This is a genomic window from Acetobacter sp. P5B1 (assembly GCF_018811985.1).
GTDB lineage: Bacteria > Pseudomonadota > Alphaproteobacteria > Acetobacterales > Acetobacteraceae > Acetobacter > Acetobacter cerevisiae.
Window position 1 is genome coordinate 1 of record NZ_JACRVS010000008.1, and the last position, 19,506, is coordinate 19,506.

A 19,506-nucleotide genomic window follows, 5' to 3' on the forward strand; every position below is an offset into this window, starting at 1 on the left:
ATACGCAACCGGGTAATCCGCAGCAGAATGCCTATATTGAACGCTACAACAGAACTGTACGGCAGGAATGGCTGGAGCAGTATTTGTTTGAAAGCATTCAGGACGTGCAGGAGGTCGCAACACAATGGCTCTGGACATATAACCATGACAGACCCAACATGGGGAACAGCGGGCTAACCCCCGCCCAGAAACTAAAAACAGCTGCCTGAATTCTCATTCAATGCCCCACTAAAAATGGGGGGATTACCGGCTGATTTGGATCATCCAAAAAAATAGAGAGTGAAATTTTAGCCGCTAAAATTTTCTGAAAAATTTGATCCTCTCTTTTGCTCTGTCTATCCAATGGGACAGACAGACCTTTCCCATTGCCTCCTGCTTCCTGAGCCTTTGGATTGTCTCGTTTGCTTGGTGTGAGAGGGGGGTATCAGGTCTTTCCCCTATATCCCGCCTCTTGAGGTGTCTGCCCGCTTTGCATACGGGTCAGAATCTCCAGCCACTCGTCTTTCGTATGTCGCGGATAGGGTTGATTTATATCTTTGGAATAGGTTTCCGCTGCAAAAATGTCAGTCTGAAGAAAGCGCTGTTTTCTGCGGGCTAGAGCCTCTCGTAACTGCTGCGCATAGTGTCTGGCCGCAACCTTGGCCTGCTCTAACGGCTTCAGCACCAGTCGATACAGATTAGAGCCACTCACCATCCGGCCCTGACGCTTCACCCGACGACGGGTGCGCTCCACAAGACCAAGAAGGTAGGCTTTCTCAAGACTGCGGATAACTGTGCGAGCTGAGCAACCCGCACGTGCGGCTATGGCTTCATGACTGGGGAAAAGACCATGCGGCCCCTCAAAAGAAGCAAGCGCCTGTAAGACCAGATGGGTCTTACCGGAAATCATCCGGCTCTGGGTAAGTGTCCAAAGTTGGGAAGAAAACGTCTGAGACAAAGCCGGGCCCTTTCTAAATTATGGGCGAGGCTTCCTTCTTTCCTGCGATATTAGACTTGAAAGCCACTCAGGCTATGCCTACTATATCGCATCGGACGCTTGAGTGTGTTGTTGGCACCTCTTGCATCAAGTCCACCTCGCCGGGAAGCGAGATTTTTAAGGGGATAGCCTTGCCGGGCTGTCCCCTTTATTGTTTGACGACATATTGATCGGTTGAAGAGCCATTGTCCAGTGAAGGACATAGATCACTATCTCACCTATTAAGAAGGGACACATTTAGTCATAGACATGACTCGTCCTATTGAAACAAATTGGAGGGTTCTAAAAACCCTCTTTTTCGGCTGTTTTAAAATCGTAACCCGTTGATATTGCTACTACTTGAAAAATCAAAATAGGGGTTTTTCGAACCCTCCACGCTGAATTTCCAAAAGAGCTCGGCTCTGATAATTCAGATTAACAACACATTTTATAATTTACTTTTTACTAAAATAGTAAATGCAGAAACTCACTTCATTTTTTAATAAAATGAAGTGAGTTGTAAAATACTTTAAATATTTTTATACTACATTCATATACTCATTGTAATTATTTTCTTTTATTAAGTATTTTGTTGAATTTTTAACATTAATTTTTAGCATTGCTATGTTGTTTTTTTCTCTTTCTCCCAGATAAAGAAAAGCATTTCCAGTCGTCCAGCGAGAATCACCACCTGAAAGTTCATTCCATCCGTCTAAATTCTCTTCAGTTAAATAAGAAGTTATATTTTTATAATTATTATTTTCTAACAAAATAACAGACGAAATTTCAACGCCAAAATTACGACGATCATCTATATATGGACCAATAATATCACAATATTTACTTGAGTTTGAAGAAATTCGAATATCATTTACATTGGGTGGAAGCATAAAAATAAATTCGTTATTGTTTTTTTTGATGGGATTAATTAGAGAACCATTTTTCAGTTTAATATGAATATTTGTTTCTTGAGTTAACGATACAGACAATTCCGGAAGGGAATATCCAGCTTCATATGCTCTATTCTGAATCTGATCATATATTGGCTTAACAAATTCAAGCGATACATTAAGGGGAGCAGCTGCATCTACCCATGTCAGATTGCGATTATGATTACGATTAATGTTAACAACATTACCAGTCTGTAAAAAACTGTGCCGATTGCCGGTGTCAAGATAGGTTTCTGTCATCAAATTATTTGCCATAATAATAGAATGAATTTCTGTTTCTATATGAAAATATTCATAACATTGAACAGATTTATCATAAAATATTGTCATTCCATTAACTAACATACGTACAGGAACAAAGTTATCTTGTATAAAGATACAATGATCATTTGTTACTGATATGTCTTCTGATGGAATATTTTCAGATATTGAATTTTTTAATATTTTTACAGGATATGAATATTCATCTTTTTCAGTTGTTTTAACTGAAGATTTTCCAGACCATATTATTTTAGTTATTTCTTTTCTTTTGTTATTATATGTATATATTTCATCATTTATTTTTAAATCTTCAATTTTTTTTAAACCATTTGGTGTATCTATTTCTGCACCAGCTAAAAAACAGCTTGCTGTCAGATTCTTGAACGCATTAGTTGTTGAATCTCCATATTGATACATGCGGTTACCCATGTACCAGTATCTGGCATCCGTCACATTATGATTGATACTATCTCCACTTACAAAATTTCCTGAAGGCTCATTAGATAAAATGAAATAATTTGATGTGTTATTTGCATCGTTTAATAATACACTATCATAATTATTATAATTCCCCTGTCCCATTATATTATTTGTTTTATATGTTATAGTATGACTTTCTCCAGAACTATCTACCCAAGATAAAACATTACCATTAAATGTTACATCTACTTCTTGATATATTGTATTAGATCCACTTCCAAGACCGTAATTAACAAGTATTGGCCCATGATTTGCTGCTCTATATGCACTACCATGATTAACTAACATAGCGATAGTCAGTCTATAAGTGCCAGATGTTGGAATGGACATAACTTTCTCCAAAATTAAATTTTTACTAACGCAGTTAATTGCGTATCATATGCTAAACTAAAAGACAATTAATTTATTAATTTTTTTATATTTCAGCGTGTCGTCAGTTAAGCCCTGAGTGTGGCATGTGAGGGTTGTACTTTGTGTCTGCGTGTGCTGACTGTTTTCTTGTTTTTGGGGGGAGACAGAAGAATGCGGCGCTATGGTTTGCGCGACGACCAGTGAGAGCGGATAAAGGATCTTCTTCCCGGCCGCGAAGGTCATGTCGGCGGCACAGCTGCGGACAACCGTCTGTTCGTGGAGGCGGTGCTGTATCGCTATCGCGCTGGCATTCCGTGGCGCGACCTTCCTGCCCGTTTCGGGGACTGGAAAAATGTGCACAGGCGTCTGCGCCGCTGGTGTGAAAGCGCTGTCATCGAACGAATATTTCGTTATCTGGCAGCTGATTACGACAATGAATACATGATGATCGACAGCACAATTGTCCGGGCGCATCAGCATAGCGCCGGAGCTCTCAAAAAAAGGGGGGGCGGATCAGGCCATCGGACGCTCACGAGGCGGGCTGACGACAAAGATCCATGCCATCTGCGACGCTCCGGGCAATCCGGTGGAACTCGGTATCACGCCGGGACAGGATGGCGATATCACCCAGGCAGAACCACTTCTGGAAAACATCGACCCGGATGCTTTCCTTGCTGACAAGGCGTATGACGCGGACAGGTTGATCAATCGGCTGATACAGCGCGGGATTACCCCGGTCATCCCGCCAAAACGCAACAGAACGACCCAACGGAAAACAGACTTCGCTCTCTACCGTGAACAGAACCTTACCGAGAGGTTCTTCAATAAAATCAAGAAGTTTCGCGCCATCGCAACCAGATACGATAAACTGAAATCGACCTTCCTCGCAGCCGTGCAGTTCGCCTCAATCATCATCCTGCTTAACTGACGACACGCCGTAGAGCATAATCCGCTCAATCTGGTTCATATCCAGCGGCGGTGAAGAATGCAGCCGCTTGGCTATGAGATCCGCCTTCTCCGCATTGGTATTGCGCTGTTTGGGAGCTGCCACGAGTGTAGCATCCAGGATCTGGCCCGACATCGGAAGATCGCACGCATTCCGCAGGGTTGTATCAAAGCGATTGAACAGACCATCGCACCTGGCCAAGTGTAAAACATTTCACGTCCTGGCTCTGACTTCCTCGAACGCCCATTCCCGGAAGCCAGAAAGCTCCCCTATCATGAGCAATGACGGTACCCTCATTGCTCATGATCCCTCTCTCTGAGACTCGATCAGGCCACCATCGCCCGTCGCACCGCGTCGGGTTCACGCCACAAGACACGCAGAAGCGTCCGTACCGCCGGGTCAAGGCTCACACGGCCCTGCTCCCAGTTCCGCCATGTCGCCACAGGCACACCGGCCAGAGCGGCAATGTCTGTCTGGGTCAGCTTCAACTGGCGGCGCACGGTCGCAGGAGACGGATAAGCCGGCCCCGGCAGATCGCTTTGTGTCCCATCTTCGCGGGCCTGCTGGTCAATCTCTGCGGCCGTCGTCGCCTGAACGCGTGCCCGATCAACCCGACCGCCACGACGTTTGATGTCTGCCAATGTCAGTTTTGCCATTTGATCCACTCCTTTCGGTGCATCTTCCGGGCCGAGATGATGCGCAGACACGTCCCGCGCACCGTATAAACGACCATAAACGGGATCCCCTCGATCAAGCCTGCGGCTCTAATACGGGGTTCTCCATAATCCTTACGGTCGTCCAGTTTCTGGAGAACAGGCCCCAGAAAAATCTGGGCCGCATATTCGAAATCGAACCCCCGCTCTTCAAAGCAGGAATCGCTTTTCGCGTCGTCCCATTCAAACTCAATCTCAGGCCCTGTCATGCTCTTTTATATACGCTATTAGCGTAGTTTTGCACGGGATATCAGCCTGTGCCAATCGCTCATGCTAGACCCTAGGAAGCCCGTGCCATTCGGAGAGACCCCACCATGCTTCTGACACCGCGCTGTTCTGACCCGGCCCTCTCTGAAGTCGACCGGGAGCGGATCACCAGCTATCTTCTGGCGTCTCTGTCTCCGGCAACCCGCGCCGCCTACGCCACCGACTGGCAGAGTTTTACGGTATGGTGTGCAGAACGCGACGTGCTTGCCCTCCAAGCAACACCCGCTCAGATCGCTTCCTGGTTGTCCTCTCTGGCTGAGGCTGGCCGCAAGGCGTCTGGGATCGCCAGAGCTCGCGCCGCCCTGTCGCACGCCTTTCAGGGACAGGAGCATAACCCGGTCAAAGCCCCCGGCGTAGAGCGTGTCATGGCCGGTATACGCCGCACCCTTGGGACAGCCCCCACACGCAAGCAGGCTGCCACGGCTGAAATTGTGCGCGACATGCTGGCCCACTGCCCCTCCTCCCTGAGCGGCCAGAGAGATCAGGCGCTTCTGACACTCGGCTTTGCCGGTGCCTTGCGGCGCAGTGAGCTAGTGGCGCTGACAACGGACGATCTCCTGTTTCAGGAACGCGGACTACTGGTCACCATACGGCGCAGCAAAACTGATCAGGACGGCAGCGGGCAGACCATCGGCATCCCAAATGGAAGGCGTCTCCGTCCGGTGGACGCTGTGCGCTCATGGCTTGCCGCATCCGGGATCACACAGGGACCGGTATTCCGCAGCATTACCCGGCACGGGCATCTCAACACGCAGCCTCTCTCAGACCGGTCTGTCGCCACCATCGTCAAGACATACGCCCACGCCGCGGGATATGATCCGAGGGGGTTTTCTGGTCATTCCCTGCGGGCCGGGTTTGTCACCTCAGGCGCACAGACAGGTCAGGATGCCCTCGCTCTGGCCCGCGTGACACGCCACAAAAACCTCTCTGTCCTGCAAACCTATGTCCGGGACGATGCTCCTTTCCTGAATCATCCCGGCGAGGCGTTCCTGTAAGAACCAGAAGGCGGATGGGAGCGCCCATCGTGCGCGGCCTGCAAGCGGTTCCAGAACGCGGCACCATTCCCGAAAACGGCTCCCAGTCGCAGGGCAAGCTCCGGCGTAACCGGAGCTCTCTCAGCCAAGAGGTCTAAAAGGTCGGCCTCGGAAAGAGCGAGACGGGCGGCAAGATCTGTCACGCTTTGTCCTATAGCCGGAAGCAGGTCTTCCCGTAGGAGCGCTCCCGGATGCGTTGGTGTTCGATCAGAGTGTCTGGCCATAACCGGCTCCTTCTTGCCTCTCCCTCTGTCTGACTTGTCTGGCGCATCTGTCAGACATGACGCGGGCATGCTTCACTTCTGCCAGACAAGTCAGACAGAGGAGTCAGACATGACAGACGAACCTAAACCATGGTCTATCCGGGGCGTTCATCCCGAGGTGCGGAATGCTGCTCTGGCCGCCGCCAAAAGAGAGGGGGTCACGATTGGCGAGTGGTTAGACAGAGCCATTCGGTCTCACGTTAAAAATAGCAGAAACCCAACAGAAAACCTGTCAGACGCTCCTGTCAAACAGACGCCAGACTTGTCTGACGCAGAACGCCTCGTCAGCATGATTGCCCAGCTTTCGGAAGCCGGTGCACCGGTCCCGAAATCCGTCTCCAGCAAAGCCTATGCTCTGATCCGGGACAGCCTCAAAGGAGTGCAGCAACAACACAGGGCGGCCCTGCCTTCTCCTGAGCAGGATTGATGGATTTACCAGATTTTGAGGTCAGGCAGTCAAATCGTGCATCTTCTTTCTGAGGATGCACCGCAAGACAGGACACCGTTAAGCACTACAGGTGCGCATAAGGTTTATGTGAAGTAGTCACGCCGTTAGCGTGGGCCTACTTCACCTGTCCTGCCCAACTTTTACAAGATATTTTGGCGCCATAAACGGTTATAGCCGAGCGTAAAACTCGGTTATTTTTTGCAAATCATGGTTATATTTTTTTGTCATTCTTGGTTATTTTTTAACAGGGCTGGTAATCCCCCCATAAAAAGAGTGACTTTTGAATGAGAATTTTCTCAGCGTAAGAATTGAGGAGATTCTGATGAAGAGTGATCGCTTTACTGACGCCCAGATCATGGGTGTGATCCGCCAGGCTGAGGGCGGTGTCCCGGTTCCTGACCTGTGCCGGGAGCATGGGATTAGCAACGCCACGTTTTACCGGTGGCGCGCGAAATATGGCGGCATGGATGCTTCGATGATCAGTCAGATGAAGGCTTTGGGGGTAATCCCCCCATAAAAAGAGTGACTTTTGAATGAGAATTTTCTCAGCGTAAGAATTGAGGAGATTCTGATGAAGAGTGATCGCTTTACTGACGCCCAGATCATGGGTGTGATCCGCCAGGCTGAGGGCGGTGTCCCGGTTCCTGACCTGTGCCGGGAGCATGGGATTAGCAACGCCACGTTTTACCGGTGGCGCGCGAAATATGGCGGCATGGATGCTTCGATGATCAGTCAGATGAAGGCTTTGGAAGAGGAGAACCGTCGGCTGAAGCGCATGTATGCGGATTTGAGCATGCAGACGGATATCCTGAAGGAAGCCCTTGGAAAAAAATGAAGCGGCCAGCCCAGCGCCGGGAACTGGCCGCACAAGCTGTGGCGCATCATGGGGTCAGCATTGCGCTGGCCTGTCGGATTTTTGGGATATCCGAGACCTGCTTTCGCTATCGTCCGCGACTGGAAGCGGAGAACGACAGGATTGCCGCTCTTCTGGTGGGACTGACCCAGGCTCACAGGAGATGGGGATTTGGTCTGTGTTTCCTGTATCTGCGCAATGTGCAGGGACAGCTCTGGAATCATAAGCGGGTTTATCGGATCTATCGGGAACTGGAACTCAACCTGCGGATTAAACCCCGCAGGCGTCTGGTTCGCGAAAAGCCTGAAAAGCTGTCGGTTCCGGCCCTTCCCAACAGGGTCTGGTCCATGGATTTTATGGCGGACAGGCTGATGGATGGACGTGCTTTTCGGCTCCTGAACATTCTGGATGACTTCAATCGTGAAGGACTGGCGATCGAGGTTGATTTTTCCCTGCCAGCCTGTCGGGTTGTCCGCTGTCTGGAACAGGTTATGGAGTGGCGTGGCAGGCCAGAAGCCATCCGAATGGATAATGGCCCTGAATATGTCAGTCATACGTTGGTTTCATGGGCCGAAAAACAGGGGATTACCCTGATCTATACGCAACCGGGTAATCCGCAGCAGAATGCCTATATTGAACGCTACAACAGAACTGTACGGCAGGAATGGCTGGAGCAGTATTTGTTTGAAAGCATTCAGGACGTGCAGGAGGTCGCAACACAATGGCTCTGGACATATAACCATGACAGACCCAACATGGGGAACAGCGGGCTAACCCCCGCCCAGAAACTAAAAACAGCTGCCTGAATTCTCATTCAATGCCCCACTAAAAATGGGGGGATTACCNTACGCAACCGGGTAATCCGCAGCAGAATGCCTATATTGAACGCTACAACAGAACTGTACGGCAGGAATGGCTGGAGCAGTATTTGTTTGAAAGCATTCAGGACGTGCAGGAGGTCGCAACACAATGGCTCTGGACATATAACCATGACAGACCCAACATGGGGAACAGCGGGCTAACCCCCGCCCAGAAACTAAAAACAGCTGCCTGAATTCTCATTCAATGCCCCACTAAAAATGGGGGGATTACCATTGCAGAAAAGAGGCCCTCATCACCAAAGCCAGAATTTTGGAAAAGATGGGCGATTACATAGCTGCTCTATCCAATTACGAAGAAGCAGCGAAGATACACTCCACAAATCCGATAAAAAAGAAAATCACCTCATTGAAAAAACGTATTGAAACACTTTCTGCCAAAGCAATTTCAAACGAGAAAAATTCTGACAGGAACTGAAATTTCAATTCTTACGAAAATTATTAGCGATAATTTCCAAGTGTGTAATTCAGAGATTTTAATTGCAGAAAATAAGATGTTAAGGCCGCAGAAATCCTCTTTTTTAATTCAGCAGGATAATCGCTGCGCAGACCTACCGGGAAATTATAAGCTTCCCCAATAATAAAATCGAGATCAGCGCCAGACTGGATCTTAAATTGATCTCTCCAGTCTGGCGGATCAGCGACCATTGAACTTAACGCTCTAACCGTTCAATGGCAGATCGTCTTATTCCCACTCGATTATCGTTTAGGAAAGAATGTTTCATAAAAACAGCACTCTAATTGCATTCTCAGCATTTAATACCATGAAAAATACCATCGATCATCAGAGCGGGAGCGGGGGTCCTTAGTATGGCTGTCGATGCTGACTACCGTTCTGGCACTTTACCTGCTCGCGGGACAGACCTTCGTCCCCTTACTGCATAGTTCAACCTATTCGCTGTCATCGTCCCCATCGGCAGCCAAACTCTGATCTTCATGACGCTCGACCAAGCGTCGATGGCCACCAAGCGAGATTGTCAGTTCATTGCCCTCAAGCCGCGCCTGCAGGTCCTGCAAGATGAGACTACGCCTGGTTGTATCACCCTCGATAACCCGCTCAAAGCTGGACACAGAAGCCACCGGCACGCGAACATAGCGTTCAATAAACGATGCCATCGTAGCCCCCGCCTCGTCTTCGAGGTGAGCCCAAGCAGCATCACCCACATAAGCGGCGCCGCCCACCTCTCGGTACGCGGCCTGGAGCCCAGTCAGCTTGTCATTTTCTGTCGGATCCAGCACAACAAGAATTGGCTTTGCACCCGAGCTACTGCAGTCGCGAGCAAATGAGAGCTCCTCGCCGAAACGCCCTTGCCCGCTAGCCGCAATCGTCACGCGCAACTTCAATTCGTACGCAAGTGGAGTTCCGTCCGGCAGCACTTTCCAGCAGTCGACTTGCCGGCCTTTAGTAGGGTCATCAGTGCGCCTCACCACACGCTCACGTGCCGACTTCGCCTCACCGCCGATGGCTGCAGCAAGGATGGGTTCGAAAAGATAGCCGGTTTCCTGTGCAGACCGATTGTCCAAGTCGTAAAAAAATTTGCGCCAAGTGAGCCATGAAGCAAGTGCTTCCGGAGGAAAATCCGGGCCGTATTCCATGAGCGCCCTAGGGGAGACTTGCACCATAGTCGGCAAAGGCTGCCGCTGAAGAATCAATCCATATTTGCGGCGGCGCTTATGAAGCTCGGTGAGGCATTTCAGATAGGTCATGAAGTCCTGATCCAGTGACGTGCCTGCATCAAGCATATCGACAACATCAAAGGACGTAACCGTCTCGTCGGGGATGGTAAACCAGTCAACTGCCGTGGCGTAGTACTCCTGTTGCGGAGAAATTTTCGGCCAGAGCACAGGAAATGCTCGCGCCATTTCATCACTCTTGCCGATGTCAACGGCCACAAGTGCAATTATCTTGGCTAGCTCGCTCGCCGTCATGAGCGCCCGCATGTTCGCTGTCTTCGTGATCGTAAGCAGACGGGTGAGCTGCTGCGATCGCTCTGCGCTGAGTCGTTGCCGTGTAGTCATTAAAAAACGAATCCCCCTTGGTGCATTTCTGCAAGCAGCGCTTCTGTTGATTTGAGCGCCGGGCTCATTCCAAGCGCTTCAGTAAGAACAAATCCTAATAGCTTTGCAGACATCGCACCTGCCGGTTGCGTATCTGCACCAAACGACCCATCAATCTCTCTTAAGTGTTTGGCCAAACGTTCAGCAGCGAGCGGTGGCACTGCGTTTCCAATTTGCTGAATGACGCTAGCATTGTTGCCAACCCACCTGTACTTGTCGGGAAATGTCTGAATGCGGGCGCACTCGCGAATGGTCAAAGGACGATGCTCTGTAGGATGAATAAATTCCCGAGCAGCAGCCCCCGTGATCGTGAGGCTCTGCAGATTGCCATGCAGACGTTTGATACCTGAAGGCGCGCCGCCCCGCTTTTCGGTTGGCGTACCGTCCGATACTCGCCGGTTTGCTCGCCGCCTGTAGCTCTCATGCCAAAGCTCGGGCGGCAGGTCTTTCATCGTCTGACCAGGTTTGAGCAGTTCGACTTGCATACGCTCCGCAGCCTCGACTCGAACGTGGTGAGTTACCACCTCTACGCGATTTCCCGCCCGCATTCGGGCGTCGAATGCATTGACAGGCTCCGCGCTCGCGTACGGAACTAGCGCATCCTTACCACTTGCAGCGGGACCGAGCCCTGCCACCGCTTCGGCCAAGCTCGGAGCAAGCGGCTTGCCGGAAGCCTTTTTCGCTTTACCACTGTCGAATGAATACAACTCCTCGGGAAATTGAAAATCGATCCCAAGTCGGTTGCCAATGATTAGCACCCGCTTACGCGTCTGTGGCACGCCATATGCGGCTAGGTTTACCTTTTGCAGCCGTACCGAATATCCCATGTCGACAAACTCTCGTACCAGACGCGCAAGGTCTCGCCCCCCACCAGACGTCAAAAGCCCTTCGACATTTTCGAAAATGAACCAACGCGGCGAAAGCCGCTCAACGATATTTAAGTAGTTAAAAATGAGCAGATTGCGAGGATCTGCGGAATTGCGCGGACCAGCAGTACTAAAGCCTTGGCACGGCGGCCCTCCAATAACGACGAAGGGCCTTTTGCCACCCGTGAGCATTTCAATATGAGACGGGTCAACCGTGCTCAGGTCAAGCTGATGGCAGGGACTGCCGACATTCTCTTGGTAAGTCTGGCAGGCATCAGCGTTAATTTCTACGCCAAATAAAGGCTTCAAACCAGCTTGGCTAAAGCCAGAGGAGAATCCCCCAGCCCCAGCAAACAGAGATACAACAACTTCGTCCTTACTCATGCCATATCCCATTGACGCGGCGCTATAACGCCAACGTGCTTGTAAAGAGTAGTTCGAGACACGCCATATCGACGAGCAACATCGGCAACTCGGATTTCAGGATCGCGCAAAAGCGCCTTGATCTCTCGCACCTGCTTCTCACCGAGTTTAGGTTTGCGTCCACCGGAGCGACCTCTGGCACGCGCTGCCGCAAGCCCCGCGTGGGTGCGCTCGCGGATCAGACTGCGCTCGAATTCCGCGAGGGCTGCAAAGACGTGGAAGACCAACTTCCCAGCCGCGCTGACCGTCTCGATTTTTTCAGTGAGGCTTTCAAAGCCAATACCGCTGCGCTCAAGATCACTTACGATCTGCACCAAGTCGGGCAAGCTGCGGCCAAGCCTATCCAAGCGCCACACAACAAGCGTATCGCCGCTGCGTAAGGCCTTGAGACATTGCTCCAGCTCCGGCCGAATGGCGTTCTTGCCGCTTGCGGTATCCTCGTAGATGACCCCACAACCAGCCAGCAGAAGCGCATCGCGCTGCAGCTCAAAGTGTTGGTCCTGCGTGGAGACCCGTGCATATCCGATACGCTGATTCATTGACCAAACCGGGACATTGAAAACTTGACGGCAATATTAACTCGGCGGAAAGCATCCGACTAGCCCGGAAAGGCCGTTTTCACGGTGTCAAGAAAGCTACTGTTTTCTGGACACTGTATTCATTAACTTAGCCAAGAGCCCCTATTTTACCTTAGCTGCAAAAGTCTCAGCCATTTCGTGAAAATCCGCGAGAAAGCCCCGAATGTCGTTTAACGTCGCCTCAGACATCTCAATGAGCGCCTGCGCGGAAGGCTGGGTAACTGCTTGCTCTGGAGCGTGACGGAACTCTAATTTCAGCAGGTCACAAAGCCTCGCAACCTCACCCCGCAAACGCATCAGTTCACGCTGCGTCAGTAAATCTGAAATGCTACGCGGCCGGTAACCCAACCCTAGCTGTCGCAGTAGAGCCGATACCGGCATATTGCAGGTTTCGGCAGTCTGGAAAATAACGGCTCGCTCTTCTTCCGAAACCTGAACCTTTATTGGTGTCCCGGCTCTTGGGCCAACATGTTTGTCGCGTCGTTTTACCGTAGCCAGATTTGAAGCCACTTCAGCCTCTCCCGTCGATCACGCAGTGAGAGTAAGGTCGTTGCCCCGTCCGGGGCAACACATCTTGCCTATCCCTTTTCGTTCTTATTCGTGCCGAGACGGCCCGAAAACTGGTGTCACGTTATTTTCGGGCCGTCTCGGGCCGTCTCGGGCCGTCTCGGGCCGTCTCGGGCCGTCTCGGGCCGTCTCGGGCCAACTCCGATCAAAAAACACTCATGGATTCAATAAAAATATGAACAAAATAGCACGGAGGTATCTTCCAAACGCCATGCTTTTAGCAAGGCCGATAAACTTCCATCCGAGCCCTGATCGTGAACTCATTGCCCACTGGCGGTCCCCTGCGGAGGGCACAGAGAAATAATGAATTGCATGCCGTTTAAACGCTATGGGCAAAACATTTAAACACTCTCGCCTCTCAACCGTCCCCGGCACGAAGAACGTCCCTGAAGACATATTCTCCAGCAGGAAGAGCCCCGTAGACGTTAAAAAAATATATTAAAGTTAAAATGCGCGCGCGTGTTACGGGTTGGAAAAACATATAAGTTTCAATATGTTATATACCATTCGTGTGGGTGAAAGTACGTGTAGGGGCGTGTGTAAAGGTACGTGCTAATCCACAGGGAAACGTGGGTGAAGGTACGTGTCATTCCACAAAGCTGTCACCACTTATCAACAGGGCATTTTTGGAGGATCAGGCCTTCAATATAGCGCTGCTACTGATGAAATGAGCGCCCCGCTCAGCGACAGTTTGCGGGCAGCCGCTTTTTAGCGATCTTCTCTATTGGCAAAGAAAGTTACGTGGTCACGCTCTGTATCGAGCGATATCTGATAATCAGGTAGCAGGTTGATAGCAGACATTTCCTTTATCTGCCGTCGAAACTCTCTCAACGTCGCGGTACTGCCGCTTTTCGCGTATAGGACCGTCACAGACACACGCCATTTTGGCTGAAGACCACAATGTTTACGGGCAAGTTCATATATGCGCCGCTCGAGCGGCTTGCGGAGTTTAAAATAGTCCCGTGACAGGGTCAGAACCCGCATGGTCGCAACAGAACGGAATAGCCAGTGCGGCAAATCCACCTCGATGGCTGTCACACGATCATCTGTTGGCGACTTTTCTACAATCCGCCATGAATCAATCAGTCCAAAGCCGCGTCGCTCACGCTGTCCGTTCGTCTCAATATTAGTCTCAATGCCAGTCCCTCTCAGCCTTGCAAGCATACCGACTACACGGCGGTAGCCGACACCCCCTGTTGAGCGGTTTGTACTACGGAGAAAATCATAGGCCGTAAAACGCACTGTTGGTGTTATGGGGCGCCCACGGTTCTTGGCCTCCACCAACTGACTGATGCAATAAATCCACAGGTCCTTGTCATGTATGGTCGCACAGCCATCCGACCCGGGCTTCACGGTCACCACGAGACCGTTGCGCTCATAGGTTCTTACACGCCTATCGCCCGCTTTTAACGCAAACAGTGGATGCTCCATGCTAACCGCGTCACCCTTGGGGGCAGCAGCAAAAATGTCTGCAACGAAAAAGCCTTCCCTATGGCAGAGTTCTGCCGAGGAACATTTTGTTGCCTTGCTGACGGCATGCTGTTCCCAGCGAATGGGAGACACAGGCGTTACAAACAAGCTCTGAAATCAGAAGCGCATACCAGGACGCTGCGCCTGAGCACCCTGCGCCTTGCGCGCCTCAATCCACTCTATGACCTCTTCGAGATCCCACGCCACGTTTCTGCTGGTGAGCGCGATACGGCGTGGAAACTCGCCACGCCGCTCCATATTGAAGATGGTTCTTTCGGCTAGCGGGATCATCGCGTGAAGCTTTTTGCGGTCAATAAGAACCCTAGCCGTATTTCCCATTTCTCTTCCCTCCGCACCCCTATCACAATGTGCTTGAGGTTACCTGCTGCTGCCTGCTGCGGCTGGGGAAAAAATTGAATTTAGTTGACACTTCGGACATAAATTGACCATGGCCAAAGATCACGAAACTTACCTTGCTTTCGATCCGATCCTCGAGAGCGTAGTTACCCAACGGGAAGCCACCGGGCGCATTGAGGCCAAGCTTGCAGATGATCTGACATGGTGTTTTTGTGAGCTTTGTGGAAATCTCACTGAATATTCAGCAATACGCTTCAATCCAGTTGTAGTGAAAAAACTAAAGAACCGAAACGCCAAGCTTGTTCCTCTAACAGAAAAAATGATTTCATTAGGACTTGAGAGAGCAAAGAGACTAGCTGAATATTATTCAGAGGCCTTGTCAGGAAAATATGGCCCTCATAAAGCAAGCCAAATGATCGCTCGTTATGGCGATCTAGTCGAGATACGTGCAGATCGTTCCGTAGAAAGTTTCCACGAATACATCGAACCAAAAATGAAGTTACGGGAGCATGCACGTCATGGTGACCTTGCGTGGACAACTCGCTTGGCAGGCTCTCCCTCTGCTAGCCCTAAACCTAGTAAGTTATATTGTGAGAAACACCATCCCAGCAGAAGTGTTTCTTCAAGAAGAGCCTATCAACGTGATCGGAGATTTATTTGGGAATACCGTGCCCTAATGGAACAAATTTGGTCTCATGGTTTCAACAATTCGACCCTCTCTGGCTGGGATATTGAAGAGCATGCTTACGTGCGGAGAGAAGCTTATAGACAAGTTAAAGCCTTACGATCTCCCACAAGCATGCTTGATGATTTTCTCTCAAAAAGCACAATGACGCAGGCTGAAATAGCTCGGCAACTCGGAATTTCTCGCCAAGCCGTTTCAGCAGCCATCAAACGACGCACCCTAAAAAAACGCCAAGAAAGCGATCGTTAACGTGGCTTGATCGTCCATTCACTAATCATATCAGCCCAGTCTTGCAGCATAGCAGTGCGCTGCTCACGATATTCAGCCTTGTTATAAACGGCTCTTACCCCTTTCTGTTCATGGGCAAGGCACTTTTCGATCCAGTCAGTATTATAACCCGCCTCGTGCAGCAAAGTGCTGGCCGTCCTGCGTAAATCATGAGGACCAAACTTTGCGAGCAACTTCCCTTCTTTCTGAGCAAGTTTGTAGGTCAGCGTGAGTACCTGATTAAGCGTTGCGCTACTCATCGGCTGATCAGTGTCGTACCGGGACGGCAAGATGTAATCTGATCCCCCGGAAAACGTCTTCAGGGCGATGAAAATATCGAGCGCCTGTCGCGACAGAAATACCAAATGGGGGTTACGTCGTTTCATCCGCTCTTTTGGGATCGTCCAAAGCGCCTGACTAAAACTGATCTCGCTCCATGTTGCGTTGGTTAGCTCACTCTTTCGGACCATCGTCAGCAAAAGCAGCTTGGCTGCGGCCCGGATCGATGGGGTAGTGCCGATGCGCTCGATGTACTGATACATCAGGCCGATCTCTTCAGGCGTCAGAGCGCGATCCCTTGGCTCAAATTTTGCTATGCTAGTCGGACGAACCAGTTCAGCCGGATTTTCGACCTTCTGCCCTCGTTCGATAGCCCACCGGTAAACTTGAAACATCACCTCCCGGGCATGCACAGCGGTCGCCGGAGCACCACGCTCGACGATGGCATCGGTCAATGCTCGCAGGTCCTCGTGAGTGATTTCGATAAGCTTCTGGCTGGCGAATTTGGGCTTGAGCTCCCGCTCGTAGACAGATTTGCGCATATCACGGGTGGAGTCCGCCATCTGATATCCGCGCAGCCACTTCTCGGCCCACGCCCCGAACGTTTCCACACCCTTGACCCGCGCCTTTTCGCGAGCTTTTTCCTTCGCAGGTGACTTACCTGCTGAGATTAGCTTTTTAGCCTCTCCCAGTTGCTCACGAGCTTCGGCCAGAGTGATGCCCCCAACGCCATATCGCCCGAAAGTCAGGGTCTCCTGCCTGCCATGGATCGCATAGTTATATCGGAACGAGATGCTGCCCGCAGGCGTCACGGCGACATACAACCCATCGCGGTCGTTCACCTTGTAGAGCTTATCCGTCGGCTTGAGGTTGCGCAGTTTGGTGTCGGTCAGCATCGGTTCGTGGCACTCCAAACATCGATACCATGATCGAAAACCATTAAAATAACTGGATAAAATCCTTATTATTCATATGGTTAATTCATTTCGATACCATGACACCCATAGAGGACCTGACATGGTATCGATAAAAATCATAGCACCAGACTCAGTCAGTGCCATGCACCATGCCATAAAAAGTTGCTGCTTGGCGATACCGTTCGGTGCCAGACAATGCCTAACCAAAAAACAAAAAAGCCCGCATTTCTGCGGGCTTTAAGGCACTTTCATGCCGGGTAATACCACCCTATGCCAGACGCGGGATCATTCCCACTCAATCGTGCCCGGCGGTTTGGAGGTGATGTCATAAGTGACGCGGTTGATGCCGCGGACTTCGTTGACGATGCGGCCAGCGACGCGGTTGAGGAAGCTCATGTCAAACGGGTAGACATCCGCCGTCATGCCGTCCGTGCTGGTCACGGCGCGCAGGGCGCAGGCCTGATCATACGTGCGGCCATCGCCCATCACGCCCACGGTGCGGACCGGTAGCAGGACGGCAAAGGCCTGCCAGATGGCGTCATACAGGCCAGCGGCGCGGATTTCTTCAAGGAAGACGGAATCCACTTTCCGCAGCAGGTCCAGTTTTTCCCGCGTGATGTTACCGGGGATACGGATAGCCAGACCCGGCCCGGGGAACGGATGCCGCCCGACGATAGCTTCCGGAATATCCAGCTCACGGCCCAGATCGCGCACTTCATCCTTGAACAGTTCACGCAGCGGTTCGACCAGCTGCATGTTCATGCGTTCCGGCAGACCGCCGACGTTATGGTGCGATTTGATGGTGACAGACGGGCCACCCGTAAAGCTGACGCTCTCGATCACATCCGGATACAGCGTGCCCTGTGCGAGGAACTGTGCGCCGCCCAGCTTGGTGGCTTCTTCCTCAAACACTTCCACAAACAGGCGGCCAATGGTCTTGCGCTTGATTTCCGGGTCCGTCACGCCGTCCAGCTCACGCAGGAACAGCTCGGACGCATCCCGATGCACGAGCGTGATGTTGAAGCGGCCACGGAAGGTTTCAATCACTTCCTCAGCTTCACCCGCACGCAGCATGCCGTGATCGACAAAGATACAGGTCAGCTGGTCGCCAATGGCTTCATGAATCAGCACAGCCGCCACGGAGGAATCGACCCCGCCGGACAGACCGCAGATCACCTTGCCGGTGCCGACCTGCTCACGGATGCGGGCAATTTCCATCTCGCGGAAGCCAGCCATGGTCCATGTGCCGGAGCAGCCCGCCACGTTATGCGTGAAGTTGCGCAGCAGGGCGGCACCGTGCGGCGTGTGCACCACTTCCGGGTGGAACTGCACGCCATACAGGCGGCGGCCTTCATCCGCGATAACGGCAAACGGAGCGCCTTCGCTCACGGCCACAATGCGGAAGCCGGGGGGCAGTTCCGTCACGCGGTCACCGTGGCTCATCCACACCTGCTCACGGTTGCCGCGCGCCCATGCGCCACGGAACAGGGCGCAATCTTCCACAATATCAACAAAGGCGCGGCCAAATTCGCGGTGGTCGGAGCTTTCAACCTGCCCGCCCAGCTGGAGGCACATGGCCTGCTGGCCGTAGCAGATGCCCAGAACCGGGATGGCCAGCTCAAACACCACTTCCGGCACGCGGGGAGAATCCGGGTTGGTCACGCTGGCGGGGCCGCCAGAGAGAATAATGCCGCGCGGTGCAAAAGCGCGGATGCGCTCTGCCGTGGCGGTGAACGGCCAGATTTCACAATAGACACCGCTTTCCCGCACGCGGCGGGCAATAAGCTGTGTCACCTGACTGCCAAAATCCAGGATCAGGATACGGTCCTGATGAAGGGACTCGTCCAGTTTGGTGGAGGAAGCGGGGATGGTGGCATCGGCAGGCATGAGCTACTGTCTTTCTGGTCAGCGCCTGAGCGGCATTCTAAACGACGGACAGCCACCACCGGGGCAGAGCGCCGGAAACAGGGGGCACCGGCAACGGGGCAGCTGTATGCTAGACAGCGGATATAAAGCGATGGGTTACAAACGTCACCCTATAATAAGACTCTCCGCAGCATCATTTTATAAAGGCGTGGCGCAGGTGAGACCCTTGAACGGGGGCATCTGGCCCCGGATCTTCTCTCTGACAGGAGCGTGTTCATGAATCCCTTCTCTCTTCTGGCCCCCGGCAAGACCTCCACCGGCAACTCGCGCCAGCCTTTGCGCGCCCTGCCGCTGGCCGGGGTTGCCCTGCTGGCGCTGTTCTGTGGCGCGGCGGCTCCGGCGGCGGATGACCCGTATGGGGAATGGATTGGCACGCTGGTGGCCGAGAAAGGGCACAACTGCCCAGTGCATACGGTCTCGCTCATGCAGGTCCAGCCCAAACACATCACCTTCACGCCGGAAATGGGCGCGCTGGTGCTGCGTGGTGTGCCGGACAAGAAGACGCAGCATTATCATGCGCAGCTGATCCTGCAGGACTCCCACCACCAGCCACTGCCCATGGTGTTTGAAGCGCATCCGGTGGGCGATACGTTCGAGGGCGTTTACGGCACGCCGGAATGCCGTGCGCATGTGACGCTCAAACGCCCCGAAGGCCGGGCCTGGAAGAACTTTATGGGGGACGATTGAAAAAAAATCGCCTCATGTGAATTTTGG

At 51.9% G+C, this 19,506-nt stretch carries 21 protein-coding genes and 3 pseudogenes; 9 read left to right on the forward strand and 15 right to left on the reverse strand.

Annotation, left to right across the window (positions count from 1 at the left end):
- A partial coding sequence (locus KP703_RS07185) for an integrase core domain-containing protein (protein WP_215754309.1) occupies positions 1-209 on the forward strand: 209 nt, incomplete at its 5' end.
- Positions 210-424: 215 nt separating this feature from the next.
- On the opposite strand, the gene KP703_RS07190 is transcribed toward KP703_RS07185, so the two are convergent.
- Complete coding sequence (locus tag KP703_RS07190) at positions 425-937, reverse strand: helix-turn-helix domain-containing protein (protein WP_252353897.1); 513 nt, start codon at positions 935-937, stop codon at positions 425-427.
- A gap of 557 nt (positions 938-1,494) precedes the next feature.
- Positions 1,495-2,976, reverse strand: coding sequence for a Hint domain-containing protein (locus KP703_RS07195; RefSeq protein WP_215754310.1), 1,482 nt, complete (start codon positions 2,974-2,976; stop codon positions 1,495-1,497).
- 231 nt (positions 2,977-3,207) lie between these two features.
- On the opposite strand from KP703_RS07195, the gene KP703_RS07200 reads away from it, so the two are divergent.
- A protein-coding gene (locus KP703_RS07200) for an IS5 family transposase (RefSeq protein WP_373687453.1) occupies positions 3,208-3,925 on the forward strand; the annotation gives its coding sequence in 2 pieces (ribosomal slippage) (positions 3,208-3,489 and positions 3,491-3,925; 717 coding nt in all).
- Positions 3,926-3,985: 60 nt separating this feature from the next.
- Here the strand turns inward: KP703_RS07200 and KP703_RS07205 are convergent.
- From KP703_RS07205 to KP703_RS07215, 3 genes and pseudogenes are all read right to left on the reverse strand, one after another.
- A pseudogene (locus tag KP703_RS07205) lies at positions 3,986-4,132 on the reverse strand (IS5/IS1182 family transposase); the annotation flags it as partial.
- Positions 4,133-4,269: 137 nt separating this feature from the next.
- Positions 4,270-4,599 carry a DNA-binding transcriptional regulator gene (locus KP703_RS07210; protein WP_014106739.1) on the reverse strand — a complete coding sequence of 110 codons (330 nt, stop codon included), beginning with the start codon at positions 4,597-4,599 and terminating at the stop codon, positions 4,270-4,272.
- The gene (locus KP703_RS07215) at positions 4,587-4,865 is read right to left on the reverse strand and encodes a BrnT family toxin (protein WP_215754311.1); all 279 of its coding nucleotides are present in this window, start codon (positions 4,863-4,865) and stop codon (positions 4,587-4,589) included. The genes KP703_RS07210 and KP703_RS07215 overlap by 13 nt, the downstream gene beginning before the upstream one ends.
- A gap of 105 nt (positions 4,866-4,970) precedes the next feature.
- Between KP703_RS07215 and KP703_RS07220 the strand changes: the two genes are divergently transcribed.
- A complete protein-coding gene (locus KP703_RS07220; RefSeq protein ID WP_215754312.1) occupies positions 4,971-5,918 on the forward strand; it encodes a site-specific integrase in 948 nt (315 codons plus the stop codon).
- On the opposite strand, the gene KP703_RS07225 is transcribed toward KP703_RS07220, so the two are convergent.
- Positions 5,894-6,181: a HigA family addiction module antitoxin gene (locus KP703_RS07225; RefSeq protein ID WP_215754313.1), complete on the reverse strand. Its 288-nt coding sequence runs from the start codon at positions 6,179-6,181 to the stop codon at positions 5,894-5,896. The genes KP703_RS07220 and KP703_RS07225 overlap by 25 nt on opposite strands.
- A gap of 109 nt (positions 6,182-6,290) precedes the next feature.
- On the opposite strand from KP703_RS07225, the gene KP703_RS07230 reads away from it, so the two are divergent.
- The 4 genes and pseudogenes from KP703_RS07230 to KP703_RS07245 all read left to right on the forward strand — a co-directional run.
- Positions 6,291-6,647 (forward strand): hypothetical protein, encoded by a 357-nt coding sequence (locus KP703_RS07230; RefSeq protein ID WP_215754314.1) that lies wholly within the window; start codon positions 6,291-6,293, stop codon positions 6,645-6,647.
- Between the two features lie 343 nt (positions 6,648-6,990).
- Positions 6,991-7,167, forward strand: a pseudogene (locus tag KP703_RS07235) (transposase); the annotation flags it as partial.
- Positions 7,168-7,239: 72 nt separating this feature from the next.
- Positions 7,240-8,327, forward strand: a protein-coding gene (locus KP703_RS07240) for an IS3 family transposase (protein WP_173571461.1) whose coding sequence is annotated in 2 segments (ribosomal slippage) — positions 7,240-7,501 and positions 7,501-8,327 — 1,089 coding nt in all. Because the reading frame shifts where the segments join, the coding sequence is not laid out codon by codon here.
- A gap of 53 nt (positions 8,328-8,380) precedes the next feature.
- A pseudogene (locus KP703_RS07245) lies at positions 8,381-8,575 on the forward strand (integrase core domain-containing protein); the annotation flags it as partial.
- A 265-nt stretch (positions 8,576-8,840) separates the two neighbouring features.
- On the opposite strand, the gene KP703_RS07250 reads toward KP703_RS07245, so the two are convergent.
- From KP703_RS07250 to KP703_RS07280, 7 genes are all read right to left on the reverse strand, one after another.
- Positions 8,841-9,047: a hypothetical protein gene (locus KP703_RS07250; protein ID WP_215754315.1), complete on the reverse strand. Its 207-nt coding sequence runs from the start codon at positions 9,045-9,047 to the stop codon at positions 8,841-8,843.
- Positions 9,048-9,290: 243 nt separating this feature from the next.
- The gene (locus KP703_RS07255; protein WP_215754316.1) at positions 9,291-10,418 is read right to left on the reverse strand and encodes a hypothetical protein; all 1,128 of its coding nucleotides are present in this window, start codon (positions 10,416-10,418) and stop codon (positions 9,291-9,293) included.
- A complete protein-coding gene (locus KP703_RS07260) occupies positions 10,418-11,707 on the reverse strand; it encodes a DNA cytosine methyltransferase (RefSeq protein WP_215754317.1) in 1,290 nt (429 codons plus the stop codon). Before KP703_RS07260 ends, KP703_RS07255 begins: the two co-directional genes overlap by 1 nt.
- Complete coding sequence (locus tag KP703_RS07265) at positions 11,704-12,285, reverse strand: recombinase family protein (protein WP_215754318.1); 582 nt, start codon at positions 12,283-12,285, stop codon at positions 11,704-11,706. Before KP703_RS07265 ends, KP703_RS07260 begins: the two co-directional genes overlap by 4 nt.
- A 141-nt stretch (positions 12,286-12,426) precedes the next feature.
- On the reverse strand, positions 12,427-12,834 hold the full coding sequence (locus KP703_RS07270; protein ID WP_215754319.1) for a plasmid mobilization protein: 408 nt from the start codon (positions 12,832-12,834) through the stop codon (positions 12,427-12,429).
- Positions 12,835-13,599: 765 nt separating this feature from the next.
- Positions 13,600-14,454 (reverse strand): replication initiator protein A, encoded by an 855-nt coding sequence (locus KP703_RS07275; RefSeq protein ID WP_264649918.1) that lies wholly within the window; start codon positions 14,452-14,454, stop codon positions 13,600-13,602.
- A 24-nt stretch (positions 14,455-14,478) separates the two neighbouring features.
- Positions 14,479-14,700, reverse strand: coding sequence for an AlpA family transcriptional regulator (locus KP703_RS07280; protein WP_146890708.1), 222 nt, complete (start codon positions 14,698-14,700; stop codon positions 14,479-14,481).
- A 109-nt stretch (positions 14,701-14,809) separates the two neighbouring features.
- Here KP703_RS07280 and KP703_RS07285 point away from each other — a divergent pair, with 109 nt between their 5' ends.
- A complete protein-coding gene (locus KP703_RS07285) occupies positions 14,810-15,652 on the forward strand; it encodes a helix-turn-helix domain-containing protein (protein WP_215754321.1) in 843 nt (280 codons plus the stop codon).
- Here KP703_RS07285 and KP703_RS07290 read toward each other — a convergent pair.
- Both KP703_RS07290 and guaA read right to left on the reverse strand, forming a co-directional pair.
- Positions 15,649-16,845, reverse strand: coding sequence for a site-specific integrase (locus tag KP703_RS07290; RefSeq protein ID WP_215754322.1), 1,197 nt, complete (start codon positions 16,843-16,845; stop codon positions 15,649-15,651). The genes KP703_RS07285 and KP703_RS07290 overlap by 4 nt on opposite strands.
- Before the next feature lie 306 nt (positions 16,846-17,151).
- Complete coding sequence (guaA, locus tag KP703_RS07295) at positions 17,152-18,753, reverse strand: glutamine-hydrolyzing GMP synthase (RefSeq protein ID WP_043549592.1); 1,602 nt, start codon at positions 18,751-18,753, stop codon at positions 17,152-17,154.
- 255 nt (positions 18,754-19,008) lie between these two features.
- On the opposite strand from guaA, the gene KP703_RS07300 reads away from it, so the two are divergent.
- Positions 19,009-19,479: a hypothetical protein gene (locus KP703_RS07300; protein ID WP_252353898.1), complete on the forward strand. Its 471-nt coding sequence runs from the start codon at positions 19,009-19,011 to the stop codon at positions 19,477-19,479.
- Positions 19,480-19,506: the final 27 nt, after the last annotated feature.